This is a genomic window from Mesorhizobium sp. M0052, assembly GCF_040323255.1.
In the GTDB taxonomy this organism is placed as follows: domain Bacteria; phylum Pseudomonadota; class Alphaproteobacteria; order Rhizobiales; family Rhizobiaceae; genus Mesorhizobium.
This window is the reverse complement of the sequence record NZ_JAMYUS010000046.1, coordinates 1-14,672: the sequence shown is the minus strand read 5'-3', so window position 1 is coordinate 14,672 and position 14,672 is coordinate 1. Positions and strand designations below refer to the sequence as shown.

15 protein-coding genes and 1 pseudogene are annotated in these 14,672 nt (G+C 63.2%); 7 read left to right on the top strand and 9 right to left on the bottom strand.

Annotation, left to right across the window (positions count from 1 at the left end; translation table 11 throughout):
• Positions 1-149: pseudogene (locus tag NKJ77_RS32470) on the top strand (integrase); the annotation flags it as partial.
• A gap of 223 nt (positions 150-372) precedes the next feature.
• Here NKJ77_RS32470 and NKJ77_RS31885 read toward each other — a convergent pair.
• Positions 373-1,482, bottom strand: a complete 1,110-nt coding sequence (locus NKJ77_RS31885) for a TRAP transporter substrate-binding protein (RefSeq protein WP_023671351.1) — start codon at positions 1,480-1,482, stop codon at positions 373-375.
• Positions 1,483-1,776: 294 nt separating this feature from the next.
• Here NKJ77_RS31885 and NKJ77_RS31880 point away from each other — a divergent pair, with 294 nt between their 5' ends.
• The gene (locus tag NKJ77_RS31880; protein ID WP_352536339.1) at positions 1,777-2,550 is read left to right on the top strand and encodes a gamma-glutamyl-gamma-aminobutyrate hydrolase family protein; all 774 of its coding nucleotides are present in this window, start codon (positions 1,777-1,779) and stop codon (positions 2,548-2,550) included.
• A 10-nt stretch (positions 2,551-2,560) separates the two neighbouring features.
• On the opposite strand, the gene NKJ77_RS31875 is transcribed toward NKJ77_RS31880, so the two are convergent.
• The 5 genes from NKJ77_RS31875 to NKJ77_RS31855 all read right to left on the bottom strand — a co-directional run bounded on the left by NKJ77_RS31875 (position 2,561) and on the right by NKJ77_RS31855 (position 7,131).
• A complete protein-coding gene (locus NKJ77_RS31875; RefSeq protein ID WP_023683514.1) occupies positions 2,561-2,971 on the bottom strand; it encodes a hypothetical protein in 411 nt (136 codons plus the stop codon).
• Positions 2,972-3,053: 82 nt separating this feature from the next.
• The gene (locus tag NKJ77_RS31870) at positions 3,054-4,037 is read right to left on the bottom strand and encodes a 2-hydroxyacid dehydrogenase (RefSeq protein WP_023671354.1); all 984 of its coding nucleotides are present in this window, start codon (positions 4,035-4,037) and stop codon (positions 3,054-3,056) included.
• Positions 4,034-5,056: a LacI family DNA-binding transcriptional regulator gene (locus NKJ77_RS31865; protein WP_023671355.1), complete on the bottom strand. Its 1,023-nt coding sequence runs from the start codon at positions 5,054-5,056 to the stop codon at positions 4,034-4,036. The genes NKJ77_RS31870 and NKJ77_RS31865 overlap by 4 nt, the downstream gene beginning before the upstream one ends.
• A 67-nt stretch (positions 5,057-5,123) precedes the next feature.
• Entirely contained in the window at positions 5,124-6,008 is an 885-nt protein-coding gene (locus NKJ77_RS31860; RefSeq protein ID WP_032886143.1) for a DMT family transporter, read from the bottom strand.
• Between the two features lie 157 nt (positions 6,009-6,165).
• On the bottom strand, positions 6,166-7,131 hold the full coding sequence (locus NKJ77_RS31855) for a LysR family transcriptional regulator (RefSeq protein WP_023689239.1): 966 nt from the start codon (positions 7,129-7,131) through the stop codon (positions 6,166-6,168).
• A gap of 128 nt (positions 7,132-7,259) precedes the next feature.
• Between NKJ77_RS31855 and NKJ77_RS31850 the strand changes: the two genes are divergently transcribed.
• On the top strand, positions 7,260-8,048 hold the full coding sequence (locus NKJ77_RS31850; protein ID WP_023689240.1) for an alpha/beta fold hydrolase: 789 nt from the start codon (positions 7,260-7,262) through the stop codon (positions 8,046-8,048).
• Here the strand turns inward: NKJ77_RS31850 and NKJ77_RS31845 are convergent.
• The gene (locus NKJ77_RS31845; RefSeq protein ID WP_352536338.1) at positions 8,045-8,452 is read right to left on the bottom strand and encodes a DUF2000 family protein; all 408 of its coding nucleotides are present in this window, start codon (positions 8,450-8,452) and stop codon (positions 8,045-8,047) included. The two genes, NKJ77_RS31850 and NKJ77_RS31845, sit on opposite strands and share 4 nt — an antisense overlap.
• A 46-nt stretch (positions 8,453-8,498) precedes the next feature.
• On the opposite strand from NKJ77_RS31845, the gene NKJ77_RS31840 reads away from it, so the two are divergent.
• Complete coding sequence (locus NKJ77_RS31840; RefSeq protein ID WP_352536337.1) at positions 8,499-9,362, top strand: AraC family transcriptional regulator; 864 nt, start codon at positions 8,499-8,501, stop codon at positions 9,360-9,362.
• A gap of 26 nt (positions 9,363-9,388) precedes the next feature.
• On the opposite strand, the gene NKJ77_RS31835 is transcribed toward NKJ77_RS31840, so the two are convergent.
• A complete protein-coding gene (locus NKJ77_RS31835) occupies positions 9,389-9,859 on the bottom strand; it encodes a MarR family winged helix-turn-helix transcriptional regulator (RefSeq protein ID WP_023694717.1) in 471 nt (156 codons plus the stop codon).
• 421 nt (positions 9,860-10,280) lie between these two features.
• Between NKJ77_RS31835 and NKJ77_RS31830 the strand changes: the two genes are divergently transcribed.
• Positions 10,281-11,336 carry a CobW family GTP-binding protein gene (locus NKJ77_RS31830; RefSeq protein ID WP_023739647.1) on the top strand — a complete coding sequence of 352 codons (1,056 nt, stop codon included), beginning with the start codon at positions 10,281-10,283 and terminating at the stop codon, positions 11,334-11,336.
• Positions 11,337-11,584: 248 nt separating this feature from the next.
• On the top strand, positions 11,585-12,559 hold the full coding sequence (locus NKJ77_RS31825; RefSeq protein ID WP_023815964.1) for a WD40 repeat domain-containing protein: 975 nt from the start codon (positions 11,585-11,587) through the stop codon (positions 12,557-12,559).
• A gap of 1 nt (position 12,560) precedes the next feature.
• On the opposite strand, the gene NKJ77_RS31820 is transcribed toward NKJ77_RS31825, so the two are convergent.
• Positions 12,561-13,013: a hypothetical protein gene (locus NKJ77_RS31820; protein ID WP_023683507.1), complete on the bottom strand. Its 453-nt coding sequence runs from the start codon at positions 13,011-13,013 to the stop codon at positions 12,561-12,563.
• A gap of 155 nt (positions 13,014-13,168) precedes the next feature.
• On the opposite strand from NKJ77_RS31820, the gene NKJ77_RS31815 reads away from it, so the two are divergent.
• Positions 13,169-14,554 (top strand): aspartate aminotransferase family protein, encoded by a 1,386-nt coding sequence (locus NKJ77_RS31815; protein WP_023815962.1) that lies wholly within the window; start codon positions 13,169-13,171, stop codon positions 14,552-14,554.
• Positions 14,555-14,672 lie beyond the last annotated feature (118 nt).

The window sequence follows — 14,672 nt, the reverse complement described above, 5'->3', positions numbered from 1 at the left end:
AACCGGTCGCTGCGTTGGAGACCGAAGACGGACAATGGACACTCTCATTCCATGCCCACCCGCTCGGCATCATCGACACACGGCATATGAAGCTTGTCCGCCGCAGCGCCGCGCCAACCAATCCGCTTGGCGCTGCGGCGGACGCATAGGGAGAGAAGTGTCACCTATGTATCCGGTTCAAAGTGTTACCCATCTATCGGCTGGACACCGGCAGGCAGGTGAGGGGTAGCGTCAACGCTCGGAAAAATAAGCTATAATTTCGGGGCGGCTACCAAGCCCAAGGCGATCGATCGCCGAAGTTTGCGCCGCCCCTCATCCACCTGCCGGGACCTTCTCCCCGTATAGGGACGGGGAGAAGGGACAGATCCCAGCCTACAGTTTGCCGTTGCGCTGCTGGACCATCATGAAGGTGTCGTAATTGTACTCGGCCACCTGCGCCCACAGATAGTGCTCCTTGCGGAAGCCCTTGATCGAGTCCCAGATCTTCTTGAACGGTGCGTTGGTGGCTTCCATTTCGGTGTAGACCTCATTGGCCTTCTCGAAACAGGCGGCCATGATGTCCTGGCTGAACGGGCGCAATTTCGCGCCGCCGGCCACCAGCCGCTTCACCGCCGCAGGATTGAGAAAATCGTATTTCTGCAGCATGTTGGCGTCCGCCGCCTGCGCGGCGGTGTGCACAAGCGACTTGTAGGCGGGCGACAGCTCCTCGTACTTGGCCTTGTTGAACAAGAGATGGACGGTCGGGCCGCCTTCCCACCAGCCGGGATAATAGTAGTAGGGCGCGACCTTGTAGAAGCCGAGCTTCTCGTCGTCATAGGGGCCGACCCATTCGGCGGCGTCGATCGTGCCTTTTTCCAGCGCCGGATAGATGTCGCCACCGGCGATCTGCTGCGGCACGACGCCGAGCTTCTGCACCACTTTGCCGGCAAAGCCGCCGATGCGCATCTTGAGGCCGGACAGGTCGGCGACGGTGTTGATCTCCTTGCGGAACCAGCCGCCCATCTGCACGCCGGTGTTGCCGCCGGGCAGGCCGAAAAGACCCTGCGTGGCAAGAAACTCGTTGAACAGGTCGATGCCGCCGCCATGATAGTGCCAGGCGTTCATGCCGCGCGCGTTGAGCGAGAACGGCACCGCCGCACCGAGCGCCCATGTCGGGTCCTTGCCCCAATAATAGTATGACACCGTGTGGCAGGCCTCGACGGTGCCGGCAGTGGTGGCGTCGGCGGCCTGCAGGCCGGGCACGAGTTCGCCGGAGGCGAAGACCTGGACCTGGAAATTGCCGTCCGTCGCCTCAGACAGCATCTTGGAGAAGACTTCGGCGCCGCCATAGATCGTATCGAGTGACTTGGGAAAGGATGACGCCAACCGCCACGTCACTTTCGGATTGGACTGGGCGATTGCCGGTGCGGCTAGCGTAGCGGCAGCCGCCGCTGCGCCCACGCCGGTGACCCCGGCCTTGCGGATGAATGAACGACGATCCATGCAGTTCCTCCCTATTGGACCAACAACCGATATCAGGGACATCTCCTCACGTCCGGTATCGATTTGCCCGAAACAATACACGGGCAAAAGGTCGAGTCCAGCATGGTGGCGGGATTTGACGGCGGCGCTGGCGACAAATCCGCGGGCCGGCCGGCCAGCCTGCAACTATAGTCTAACGTTCGCCGCGTGGCCCATGCGAGATGGCGAAACTTGCCATGGAAAAGCGCCTTCGGATCGCCTATTTTGCAGGCACAATAGCTATTCGCTTCGCGCCAAATGGAATCCGGACCCAAAATGCACCAGCCGCTCGTCGCCATATCAACCGACGTCCGTCAGTTCGACAACTACACCTGGCATGCCGTCCCGCAGCAATATATCGAGGCAGCACTTTCCGGCGCCGGCGTGTTCCCGCTTTTGGTGCCGTCATTCGGTGACCGGCTCGACTTCGACGAGCTGTTGTCTTCGGTCGACGGTGTCATGGTCACTGGCTCGAAGTCCAACGTGCATCCATCGCTCTATGGCGGCGACGCCAGCGAAGCCAACGGCCCCTACGACCCGGCGCGCGATTCCACCACGCTGCCGCTAATCCGCAAGGCGATCGAGCGCGGCGTGCCGCTGCTTGCCATCTGCCGCGGCATCCAGGAGTTGAACGTTGCGCTGGGCGGCACGCTTGGCGCCGAGATCCAGGAGCGCGAAGGCTCGCTCGACCATCGCGCGCCGGTGAGCGACAACCAGGACGAACGCTTCGCCATTCACCAGACCATTTCGATCAAGCCGGGCAGCTGCCTGGCCGGCGTGTTTGGCGCCGGCGACATCAAGGTCAACTCGCTGCACCGCCAAGGCATCGACCGGCTCGGCTCGAAGCTGCAGGTCGAGGCGGTTGCCGGCGACGGCACGGTGGAGGCAGTTTCGGTGAAGGACGCCCGCGCCTTCGCCGTCGGCGTGCAATGGCACCCCGAATACTGGGTCAAGTCGGACAACAACTCGGCCAAGATCTTCCGCGCCTTCGGCGATGCGGTGCGGCTGCATGCGGCGGCGAAGGCCGGCGCGCGGGCGGCGGCGGAATAAATCCCGACGATCAATTGCCGGCGGATTGATCCCGTTCGCCGGTTGTCGCCAGCGAAAGCAGCGGCGTGGCCGGAGCGTAGGATTCGTAGCCGTCGCCATCCGCAACCGAGAAGGTGACGATCGGGTCGGTGCCGTCGGCGCTGAACGCGATCGTGCCGTCCTCGCCCTCTCGCCAGAATTTTGCCCGCTCGATCCCCGGCAGCAACCCGCGGCAGTTCGGCGCCACGGTCAACAGCGACAGGCCATCGTCAATCGCGGCGCCGCGGCTAACCGCGCAGTCGCCTTCGTCGCCATTGGCGACCAGCCTGAAGGTGGTTGCCGGCCTTGCTTCATTGGCCGAACTTTCACTGCTGCCGCCGTGAAACAGCTGAAAGCCGGCGAAAAGTGCCGCTGCCGCAATCAATGCGGGAAGTTTCGTCATCTTGCACTCCGCGCCCCCCGGCGCAGATGCAGAATGATTCCAAAGCGTTAAGCCGACGTTAACGAGTGTGGCAGACAGCCGCTCAGCTTCGTGGCTTGACTTGCGCCGTCTCCGGCACCGGGGTCAGTGGCCGGCGCTCGCTGAACCAGGATACCAGATTGTCGACGCACAGATCCGCCATGGCGCGGCGCGTGTGGTGCGAGGCCGAACCGACATGGGGCAAAAGCGAGGTGTTGGGCGCCTCCAGCAAAGCCTTGGGCACATTCGGTTCATCGGCGAAAACATCGAGCCCGGCCGCGGCGATGGTGCCGTTGGCAAGCGCTGCGGCGAGGTCTGCCTCGTCGACCGTGCTGCCACGGCCGATGTTGACGAAAACGCCGTTGGCGCCAAGCGCCGCCAGGATTTCGGCATTGACCGCCTTCTCCGTGGAAGCGCCGCCCGGCACTACGGAAATCAGCGTATCGACCGCTTCGGCAAGGCCCTTCAGCGTCGGGTGGTATTCATAAGCCAGACCTTCGACCTTGCGCCTGTTGTGGTAGGCCACCGGCAGCCCGAACGCTTCCAGCCGGCGCGCAATGGCAAGGCCGATGCGGCCCATGCCGAAAATGCCGACATGCCGACCGCGCAAGGTCAGCCGGCTCAGGGGATAGTTGCCCTTCTTCACCCAACTGCCGTCGCGCAGCCATTTCTCGGCGTTGTAAAGTTCACGCACGGTGTTGAGCAAAAGGCCGATCGTGGTGTCGGCGACCTCCTCGGTCAAAACATCGGGGGTGTTGGTGACCATGATGTTTTTCTTGGCCGCATGGCCGGCATCGACCGAATCATAGCCGACGCCGAAGGAGGCGATGAGTTCGAGGTTGGGCAATGCATCCATCAATGCTGCATTGACGCCGGCAAAGGACGCAATGGCGCGCACGTCATGGCGCATCTCCTCGGTGACCAGGGCGGGATCGGCGCGCTCTATCTTGACCCGCTTGAAGGTGCGGTCGATGCGCTCGACCGCATGGTCGTTGAAATGTCCCGGCACCAGAACGGCGACGGTCTGCAACGCATCAGTCTTGGTCATGCACGCTCCACCGGCTTGCCGGTCGACTGGCGCACATGCAGTTCCGGCTTGATCAGTTCCTGTGACGGCCGTACCGCCTGTCCGTTCAGCTTGTCGAGCAGCGCGCTGGCGGCACGGCGGCCGACCTCTCGCTGGCCATTCCAGACTGTGGTGAGCGCCGGTGTCGCGATTGCCGCCTCCTCGAGATCGTCATAGCCGGTCACCGAGATGTCGGCGCCCGGCACCAGGCCGGCGCGGGCAATGCCGTTCATCAGGCCGATGGCGACCAGATCATTCCAGCAGCAAGCGGCGGTTGGCTTGTCTTTAAGCGCCAGAAACTGTCCAGCCGCCTCGAATCCGCCCTGCTTGGTGCGCGGCCCGGCGATGCGCCAGGACGGCCTGACCTCAAGCCCGGCGGCCTCCATGGCGTTGAGATAGCCCTGGTAGCGGTCGCGCCCGGTCGAGGTCTGGTCGGTGCCGCCGATCATGGCGATGCGCTTGTGCCCGAGCGAGATCAGATGATTGGTGGCAAGTGCCGTGCCATAGGCATCGTCGCCGCGAAACACCGGCACGTCGGCGCCTTCCACGCTGCGTGCGATCAGCACCGCCGGCAGGCCGTTTTCCTCGGCCATGACGATGTCGGAGGCCGGCGTGCCGATGGCCGGGGACATGATGACGCCGTCGGCGCCGAGCTGCAGCAGCGTGTCGATGAAGGTGCGTTGCTTTTCCAGCTGGTCGTAGTGATTGGACAGGATGAAGGTCTGCCGGCTGCGATCGAGTTCGCTCTCGATCGAGCGCAGGATCTCGGCGAAGAACGGGTTCATGATGTCATGCACGACGACGCCGACAATGCCCGAGCGCGAGGTGCGCAGTGAGGCGGCGCGGCGGTTGTAGATATAACCGATGGCCCGCGCATGTTCCTTGATGCGGTCACGCGTGGCGCCGGCGACCAGCGGGCTGTCGCGCAAGGCGAGGGAGACCGTGGCCGTGGACACGCCAAGCGCATCCGCGATCGTCGAAAGCTTGATCTTTTGTGCCAGCCCTTCGCTCCCCGAGTTTTTTTAAAATTTTTTAAATGCGGCGTTATGCCATCGGATTCGGAGCAAATCAAAGTTTTTTCGCCAGCGCCTCCGCCTCGGCATCGACGGTCGTGCGATTGCGCAGCCGCAAACGGTGCTCGCGATGGATGATGTAAAGGCCGCTGGCGACGATGATGGCAGCACCCACCAGCGTCCAGCGGTCGGGGAACTGGTGGAAGATGATCCAGCCGGACAGGATCATCCAGACCATCTGCGAATAGGGGTACGGCGCCAGCGCCGTGGTAGTCGCCAGGCGGTAGGCCTGCACCAGCAGCCAGTGGCCGCCGGCGCCGAACACGCCCAGCATCACCAGTATGAACCAGTGCCAGCCATCCTGCGGCAGCCCATGCGAGAACGGCAGCATCGGCAGAAGCAGCACGGCCGGCGCCAGCGCCGAAAACAGGATCAGGCTTTCCGAGGTTTCGCTGGCTGACATCCGCCGCGTCATGATGACGTAAAAACTGTTCGACAGCATCGAGCCGAGCGCGAAAAGATGGCCGATGCCGAACACGCCGATGCCCGGCCTTGTAATGACGAGCACGCCGACAAAGCCCGACAGGATTGCCAGCCAGCGCCGCCAGCCGGCCCATTCACCAAGCAGCGGTCCGGCAAGGGCGGTGATCACCATCGGCCCGAAGAAGTAGATCGAGGTGGTCTCGGCCAGTTGAAGCGTTTTGAGCGCCATGACGTTGCACATGGTCGAGCCGAACAGCAGACCGCCGCGCAGGATGTGGGCCGGCAAATTGTTGGCGCGGAAGCGCGACGGCTCGCGCCAGCCGCGCAGGAAGACGCCGACAAGCAGGACATGGACGGTGAAGCGGGCCCAGGCGACGATCAGCGCCGAGACGCCGGCCAGCACCAGATATTTGCTCGAGGTGTCGAGAAAGGTGAAAAAGACATAGGTCGAAAGCATGAACAGCATCGCCGCGGGCGGCGTTGCGCTTTCGTCTGATTTTGCGGGAACGTTCAAATGTCAGGCCGGGCAGGGAGGATCAACGCTTAACCTTTGCGGCAATCGCCTGCGCCCGGCAAGCCAAAAGCGACTGGCACAACAGGCGTCTGAGACAGGTTCAGCGCAGGCCGATCCGATGCCAGCTAAGGCGCTTTGCGTTCCGCTGCGACGTTCTGACATCCGGTGCTTTGCCGTCGGATGCCACTTGCGCCTGGAGATGAAGCCACAACGCCTCGGCGACGGGTCCATGCGGTCGGTCGCGCCGGCGCACCGCCGCCAGGATCTCCGTCCGGCCGGGCAGATGTGCACCAGCGATCGAGATCAGCCTCCTATCCCGCAGTTCGTCCTCGATCAGCCATGCCGGCAGATGGCCCCAGGCCAGTCCGTGAAGGATCAGTTCCTTCTTCATCAGATGATCCGGCGCCGAGCACTGATGCGCACCGTCGATGAGGAAATAGCTCTCCGGCGCTGGCCGCCGCGCCGTGTCGCGGATCACGCACTGGGTGAAGGGCCGCATCTGCTCCGGCGCAATCTCGCGGCCAGGCGCGAACGGAAGGAACCCAGGCGCCACCACCGGCACGAGGGGCACCGCGCAGAGATCGATCCGCTCGAGATGCGGATCGGAAGGATCCGCGCGATGGAAGATGAGGTCAGCCGAGCCTTCCATCAACCGTTCGAGCGGACCGCCGACCGCCTCGTACTCCAGGTGCAGGCGTGTCCCGGTGCGTTCGGCAAAGAAGCCGCTGAGCATACGCAGGATTTGCGGTCGCGGGCAGAGATCACCCATGACGACACGCAGGACCGTCTCCTCGCCACTCGCCAACTGGCCCGCATAGGTTCGCAGATGGTCGAGCTCGCGCAATGTCAGCTGCGCTCGCGCGTGAAACTCGCGGCCCGCCTCCGTCAGCCCCACCCGATATCCGCTGCGGTCGAGAAGTGTGAGCCCGAGCAACTGCTCGAGGCGTGCGACAGCGGCGAAGACGGATGGATGCGATCGGTTCAAGGCAAGGGCGGCCGCCTGGAAGCTGCCCTCGCTTGCCACGGCGTCAAAGCACCGTAGGTCGTGGAGTTTCAGACCATTCATTATCGCCAAAACCTACTGAGATTGTCCAATCATAGTAATTTTCCTGGATAATTACGAGGCCTAGGGTGGCTCATTCAAAGGGCGGCGGGAGCATCGAACTCCTTTCGCCAGGGTGAGATGAGGACCAGATGACTGACACGCTTTATTTTACGACGGGCGACGGCTGCCGGATCGCCTATCAGCTGGCGGGGGCCGGCCCTGTGCTTGTGCTCTCGAATTCCATTGCGACGAACCTGCATATGTGGGACCGGCAGCTTGCGGAATTTGCCGGATCTTTCCGGGTGCTGCGCTATGATCTGCGCGGCCACGGCAGTTCCGATGCTCCGGCCGGAGCCTATTCGCTCGATCGGCTGGGCCGCGACGTCCTTGAGTTGCTGGATGCGCTTCAGATCGCCCGCGTGCATTTCTGCGGGCTGTCGCTGGGCGGCTTCGTAGGGCAGTGGCTGGGTATCCATGCCCCGGACCGCATCGAGCGTCTCATCCTTTCCAACACCTCGCCACATCTCGGGCCGGCTTCTTACTTTGACGAGCAGATCCGTACTGTCCTTGCTGCGAGCAACATGTCGGCCGCCGCGGACATGTTCATGCACAACTGGTTTCCCGCCTCGATGCTTGCCGGCCCAAACGAAACCGTCGACGCGTTCCGCGCGATGGTCCTGGCGACGCCGCCCCAAGGTCTCGCGGGATGCTTCGCCGCCGTACGCGATTGCGATCTGCGCCGGACTGTCTCCCTCATTACCGCCCCCACTCTGGTGATCGGTGGAGAAGACGACAAGGTAACGCTGGCAAGCCACAGCGAGGCGATCGCAGCCAGCATCCCCGGCGCCACGCTTACACTGCTTCCGGGCGTCCATATGCTGAACGTCGAGCGGCCGACTGAATTCATGAGCGCCGTTACACGCTTCCTGCTGAATTAGGCGTGCATGCGGGCGCCCTTGGTGATCTTGTCGACGAGTTTCTTGTCGGCACGCAGCGCGATGCCGACGATCTTGGCGTCCTCAGGGCCGAACTCGGCGAAGACGGCGCGGTTGGCCGCATCGAAGCCGGTGGCAAACATCTCCTCGACATAGGCTGACGCCGTCACGCCCCGCTCCAGCGCCTTCCGGTGGATGGAGTTGAGCGTCGGCCCATCGGCCGAAAGCACGATGACCGGCTGGATCGACAGAGGATTGTAAAGGTTGCCGGCGCGGTCGCGGTAGGGTTCGCCGATAGTGTCGGGGAATTGCGCGACGACGCCGCTGGTCAGGAAGGCCGTGACGTTGAGCTTTTGCCAGACGGCGAGATCGTCCCGCAGCACGATTGCAAATTTGGTATCGAACACCAAAATGAGGACTCCGGAGCACGCCCATGAAGGGCAGGGATAGGTGATGACGCACGATCTAGACGGTGAGGCGACACAGGGTCTTGGACGTTCGTGCGCGGATGAAGACCGGATCGTCTCGGCGCCAGGCAGCACCGGCATCGAGCGCATCGAGGCGCATTTCCATGGCAACGCCTTCGACCTACACCGTCATGATACACTTGCCGTCGGCGTGACGCTTTCCGGTGTGCAGCGCTTCCACTACAGGGGCACTGTCAACCACAGCCTGCCCGGCCAGGTTATCGTGCTGCATCCCGACGAAGTGCACGATGGCGGCGCCGGGACCGAGGATGGTCTGCGCTACCGGATCCTCTATCTGGAACCCTCACTGCTGCTCGACTGCCTCGACGGCGCGCCGCTGCCTTTCGTCAGGGATGCTGTGGTCAGCGATCCTGCCTTGCGTGGCACGCTGCTTTCGGCCCTGTCGCCGCTCTATGAGGAACTGGACGAGCTGTTCGTCGCCGATTTCGTTGCGGAGCTGGCGCAGCATCTGGGGCGTCATGCGGGACAGAAAGCAAAGCCGATGGGGAAGTCGGCCTCGCGTGCGGCAGCGCTGGCGCGCGGCTATCTCGAGGAGAATGCCGAGCGGTCCGTTCGTTCCGATGAGCTGGAAGCCGTCACCGGGCTCGACCGCTATGCGCTGTCACGCCATTTTCGCGCGACCTATTCCACCAGCCCGCATCGGTTCCTGCTGATGCGCCGGCTGCAAAAGGCAAGACGGATGATCGAGGTGGGCGAGCCGCTGGCCGAGATTGCCGTTGGCGCCGGCTTCAGCGACCAGAGTCATTTCAACAGGCATTTCAAGAAAGCATTCGGCCTGACGCCCGGCCGCTGGTCGGCGCTGGTGCGCGGCCCTTCGGTGGCGGCCTAGCTCAAGACACGCGGCCGCCGTGCCGGTCAGTCGTCGATGTCGGCGTCGTCGTCGACGAGCACCAGCTCCTCGTTCGACAAATTGGCCTCGATGCGGGCGAGCAGCTTGAACAGCGTCTTCTGTTCTTTCTTGTCGAGGCCCTTCAAGGCCTGCTTTTCGGTCTTCTTCACCGACTTCTCGATGGCGTGGATGATCTCGCGGCCGGTGTCGGTGAGAAAGATATGCGCCTGGCGTGCATCCGCGGAAGAGGCGCGCTTTTCCAAAAAGCCCTGGGCCTGCAGCCGGTTGATGGTCTTGGTGATGGTCGGCGGGCGCACGCCGAGGCGGCCGGCGAGATTGCCGGGCGTCTGGCCGTCCTCGCGGTCGAGCGTCAGCATGATCTGGTCCTGGCCGGCATAGAAGCCGTGCGCCAGAAGCCGCGCCGCCAGCGCGGTCCTTGCCAGCCTTGCCGCCGAATGCAGCCGGCTCATCGTTGCAGTCTTGTCCGCCTTGGCCATGGTGATCCCTCTTCGGCCGTACCGGTGCGTGCAGCATAGACGCAGCCGGCCGGTTGGCAATCGACGATCCAAAAGATTCCGGCTTTCGAAACAGCTTTGCCGGCAAGCATTTGTGGTGCTCGAAATGGTGATGCCAGATGTTTATTTCAGTTAGATGACAAACGAGTTTCCGCCAAGGCGATTGCAACGGTTTGACGCGGCGCGGCTCAGCACAGGTCAACGAAGAGGCGTTTCCGGCGACACGTTGATGGTCGGCATCCCTCGCACTCGGCCTCTCGGGTCTACCCATCCGCTTCGTCAATCCTGGGTCAAACACCCAGGCGGTTTGCCTCGTGCAAAAGGCCGGCACACATCCTATATCAGGCCAACAATCCCTTCTTGCGGCCCGCAATTCCGTGGCCCAGCCATTTCGAGGCAAGATATGAGCGAAGCACAGACGCAAATCCCCGTGACCGTTCTCACCGGCTATCTCGGCGCCGGCAAGACGACGCTGCTCAACCGCATCCTGTCGGAAAACCATGGCAAGCGTTATGCCGTCATCGTCAATGAATTCGGCGAGATCGGCATCGACAATGATTTGATCGTGGAATCCGACGAGGAAATCTACGAAATGAACAATGGCTGCGTCTGCTGCACGGTGCGCGGCGACCTGATCCGCGTCGTCGAAGGCCTGATGCGCCGTCCCGGCCGCTTCGACGCCATCGTCGTCGAGACCACCGGCCTCGCCGATCCTGTGCCGGTGGCGCAGACCTTCTTCATGGACGACGACGTGCGCTCCAAGACCAAACTCGACGCTGTCGTGGCCCTGGTCGACGCCAAGCACCTGCCGCTCAGGTTGAAGGATTCCAAGGAAGCCGAGGACCAGATCGCCTTCGCCGATGTTGTCGTGCTGAACAAGACCGATCTGGTGACGCCCGAAGAGCTGGCCAAGGTCGAAGCCACCATCCGCGCCATCAACCCGGCGGCCAGGATCCACCGCACCACGCGCGCCGGCGTGGCGCTGTCGGAAGTGCTCGACCGCGGCGCCTTCGACCTGTCGCGCGCATTGGAGAACGACCCACATTTCCTCGAGGCGCACGATCATGATCACGACCACCATGACCATGACGGGCACGATCACCACGACCATGATCACGACCATCATCATCACGATCACGCGCATCCCTCCGACATCCATGACGTGACCGTGCAGTCGGTGTCGCTGCGCGGCGGCGAGATGGACCCGAAGAAATTCTTCCCGTGGATCGAGAAGATCACTCAGATGGAAGGTCCCAACATCCTGCGGCTGAAAGGCATCATCGCGCTCAAGGGCGACGACGAGCGCTATGTCATCCAGGGCGTGCACATGATCATCGAAGGCGACCACCAGCGCGCCTGGAAAGACGGCGAAAAGCATGAGAGCCGGCTGGTGTTCATCGGCCGCGAGCTTGACGCCGAACGGCTGAAGAAGAGCTTTGACGCCTGCCAGGCGGCTTGATTTCCGGACTCTATGGCGCTAGCGCTGCCCGCTCTTCCTTCTCCCCTTGTGGGAGTAGGTGGCCTCGCGAAGCGAGGTCGGATGAGGGGTGCTCCAGCTCGGCACCGACGGCGATCCGTCCAACACCCCTCATCCGTCTCGGCGCTGCGCGCCGATCCACCTTCTCCCACAAAGGGGAAGGTTGACGCCAGGCCTGGCCGCCTCAATGGCTTCCCGGGAGTGGTGACAGCTTCATTGGAATGGTCCTGATGCCCACAGTTGCTCCCCTCGACCTGGAAGGTCACTGCCTTGCCGCCGTCTTCCTCGACAACGTGCCGCATTTTGCGCTGGCCGATGGGACAGTTCATAGGCTCGACAACGGCCACAAGGCAATTCAGGCCAATGACGGCCTGCTCTCCACGTTCCATGACGCCGCCAACGACCGCCTGATCACCGGCGGCGAGGACGGCAAGATTTTTGCTGTCACCGCAGGTGGCACCGTCGGCGAATTGGCGAGCGCCGGCAAGAAGTGGATCACCAGCGTCGCCGCCGGGCCGCAAGGCGCTATCGCCTATGCCACAGGCAAGACTGCGTTCGTGCGCTTTGCCGACGGCAAGACCAAAGAGTTTGCCCATCCGCGTTCGGTCGAGGGGCTGGCCTTCTCCCCCAAGGGCATACGCTTCGGCGTCGCCCGCTACAATGGCGCGACGCTGCATTTCCCGGCCGCCGAGGGCAGACCGGTGGAGCTGGAATGGGCCGGTGCCCATACCGGCGTCACCTTCTCGCCGGATGGCGCCTTCCTCGTCACCACCATGCAGGAAAACGCGCTGCATGGCTGGAAGCTCGCCGACGGCAAGCACATGCGCATGACCGGCTATCCCGGCAAGGTCAAAAGCCTGTCGTGGAGCGTGAAGGGCAAATGGCTGGCGAGTTCCGGCGCGCCGGCGGCGATCGTCTGGCCGTTTTCGGGCAAGGACGGCCCGATGGGCAAGGCGCCGCTGGAGCTCGGCACGCGCGGCAACGCCATGGTGACATCGGTTGCCTGCCATCCGAGCCAGGATGTCGTCGCCGTCGGCTATGATGACGGCATGGTCATGGCGGTGCGCTTTACCGATGCCAAAGAGGTGCTGTTGCGCCGCCCGGGCAAGGGCGCCATCACCGCGATGATGTGGGATAAGGAAGAGCGCCGGGTCGCCTTCGGCAGTGCCGCCGGCGACTGCGGCGTCATCGATATCTCGGCGTGACCTATTCGGCTCCGCACGACACCTTGCCGGTCAATTCTTTCGGCTTGCCGTCCTGTTCCGTGTCGGCGGCGTTGTCGTAGACGGCAAGCGTGTACCGGCCGTCATAGACGCCCTCGTCACTGGTCTTGGTCAGGATCGTCAGTTCGACAGAGTTGAATTTATCTCCGAGCTGATGCTCGTGGTAGACGTTCAGCCGCAACTCCTTGTCGTCCAGCCAGTACTGGGTGAGGTCGGAATCCTCGAAGACGGTCTTGCGCAGACTGTCGCCTTCCGGCCGGCCAAGTATCTCGAGATCGCCGCGAAAATTGAAGGTCGGGCCGCCCATACCTCTGGTGACCCCGGCGCCGACCTCGAATTGCACCGCTTTGTCATCGACGGAACACCAGACGCCGCCCGATGCGGAAGCCGCAGCGGCCGACAAGAGTAGCGCAATAGCGCAGATGATCGTCCGCATTTTTCTCCCCAAACCACAGACCCGATCGCATTGGCGCCCGACTGCGCCGGAAGGTCAAGTCTGCCGAACTTGCTGCTGACCCAATGCAGCGCACCAACACGGCCAATTGCGGTTGCCGTCGCCAATTGGGTAGTGTGCCGGCCGAGAGGGATTTCATGCACAGCACGAACAGTTATTCAAAGGCGTCCATCGGCGGTATCAGCCGTGACCGCATCGCTGCATTGCGGACAAGCGAGGCGAACACCTTCCGCAAGGCGCGGCCGAAATCGCAGGCCAAGGTCGGTAACGGCCTGCCAGGCTTCTTCGGCGGTGTGCCGATGCACTGGATGAACGACTGGCCGACGCCATTCCCGATCCTGGTCGAAAGCGCCAAGGGCGCCGCCATCACGGATATCGACGGCAACAGGCTGGACGATTTCTGCCTCGGTGACACCGGCTCGATGTTCGGCCATTCGCCGCCGCCGGTGGCGCGCGCCATCCGCCGCCAGGCCGGGCGCGGCCTGACCTATATGCTGCCTTCGGAAGATGCGCTGGCCATCGGGCCGCTGCTCACACAGCGTTTCGGTCTGCCGTTCTGGCAGATCGCCACCACCGCCACCGACGCCAACCGCTTCGCGCTGCGCGTCGCCCGCGCCGTCACCGGCCGCGAAAAGATACTGGTCTTCAACGGCTGCTATCACGGCTCGGTCGACGAGACGATGGTCCGGATGGTCGACGGCAAGCCCGTGAATCGGCCGGGGCTGGCGGGTGAGTTTCGCGACCTGACCAAGACGGCGAAGGTCATTGAATTCAACGATGTCGCCGCGCTGCAAGCAGCGCTCAAGGACAAGGATGTCGCCTGCGTCATTGCTGAGCCGGTGCTGACCAATTCCTGCATGGTGCTGCCCGATCCGGGTTTTCACGACGCCTTGCGCAAACTGACGCGCGCGGCCGGAACGCTGCTTCTGATAGACGAGACGCACACGATTTCGACTGGACCCGGCGGCTACACCAGGAAATTCGGGCTGCAGCCCGACCTGTTCGTGCTGGGCAAGCCGATCGCCGGCGGCGTGCCGGCAAGCGTGTGGGGCATGAGCGACGAGGTCGCCTCGCGCTATGCCGACTACAATCGAACCAAGGAGCCGGGCTATTCCGGCATGGGCACGACGCTGTCGGCGAACCCGCTGCAGTTCGCAGCCATGCGCGCAACGCTCGAAGAGGTGATGACGCAGGAGAATTATGCCCGGATGGATCGCCTCGCCCTGCGGCTCGATGCCGGGCTGACCGGCGTCATCGATCGCTACAATCTGCCCTGGCATGTCGCCCGCGTCGGCGCCCGCGTCGAGTTCATCTGCGCCCCTGGCCCGCTCAGGAACGGCGCCGAAGCCGAGACTGCCCATGCGCCGGAGCTTGAGGCGGCTATCCATGTCGCGCTGGTCAACCAGGGCGTGCTGATCGCGCCCTTTCACAACATGATGCTGATCTCACCGGCCACCACCGGCGCCCAGGTCAACCGGCTGATCACCGCCTTCGCCACGGTTGCGGCAAGGCTGACGGCATGAGACAAGCTGCCAAGCCAAACTCGAGTACACTAATGCTGATCGCGCCCTTTCACAACATGATGCTGATCTCACCGGCCACCACCGGCGCCCAGGTCAACCGGCTGATCACCGCCTTCGC

Excerpts from the sequence above, each read along its gene's own strand:
- NKJ77_RS31835 (WP_023694717.1), bottom strand. The coding sequence starts at position 9,859 with ATGGCCAAGGCGGACAAGACTGCAACGATGAGCCGGCTGCATTCGGCG.
- NKJ77_RS31855 (WP_023689239.1), bottom strand. The coding sequence starts at position 7,131 with ATGAATGGTCTGAAACTCCACGACCTACGGTGCTTTGACGCCGTGGCA.
- NKJ77_RS31820 (WP_023683507.1), bottom strand. The coding sequence starts at position 13,013 with ATGCGGACGATCATCTGCGCTATTGCGCTACTCTTGTCGGCCGCTGCG.
- NKJ77_RS31825 (WP_023815964.1), top strand. The coding sequence starts at position 11,585 with ATGCCCACAGTTGCTCCCCTCGACCTGGAAGGTCACTGCCTTGCCGCC.
- NKJ77_RS31870 (WP_023671354.1), bottom strand. The coding sequence starts at position 4,037 with ATGACCAAGACTGATGCGTTGCAGACCGTCGCCGTTCTGGTGCCGGGA.
- NKJ77_RS31815 (WP_023815962.1), top strand. The coding sequence starts at position 13,169 with ATGCACAGCACGAACAGTTATTCAAAGGCGTCCATCGGCGGTATCAGC.
- NKJ77_RS31860 (WP_032886143.1), bottom strand. The coding sequence starts at position 6,008 with ATGCTTTCGACCTATGTCTTTTTCACCTTTCTCGACACCTCGAGCAAA.
- NKJ77_RS31840 (WP_352536337.1), top strand. The coding sequence starts at position 8,499 with ATGACGCACGATCTAGACGGTGAGGCGACACAGGGTCTTGGACGTTCG.
- NKJ77_RS31830 (WP_023739647.1), top strand. The coding sequence starts at position 10,281 with ATGAGCGAAGCACAGACGCAAATCCCCGTGACCGTTCTCACCGGCTAT.
- NKJ77_RS31850 (WP_023689240.1), top strand. The coding sequence starts at position 7,260 with ATGACTGACACGCTTTATTTTACGACGGGCGACGGCTGCCGGATCGCC.
- NKJ77_RS31885 (WP_023671351.1), bottom strand. The coding sequence starts at position 1,482 with ATGGATCGTCGTTCATTCATCCGCAAGGCCGGGGTCACCGGCGTGGGC.
- NKJ77_RS31875 (WP_023683514.1), bottom strand. The coding sequence starts at position 2,971 with ATGACGAAACTTCCCGCATTGATTGCGGCAGCGGCACTTTTCGCCGGC.
- NKJ77_RS31880 (WP_352536339.1), top strand. The coding sequence starts at position 1,777 with ATGCACCAGCCGCTCGTCGCCATATCAACCGACGTCCGTCAGTTCGAC.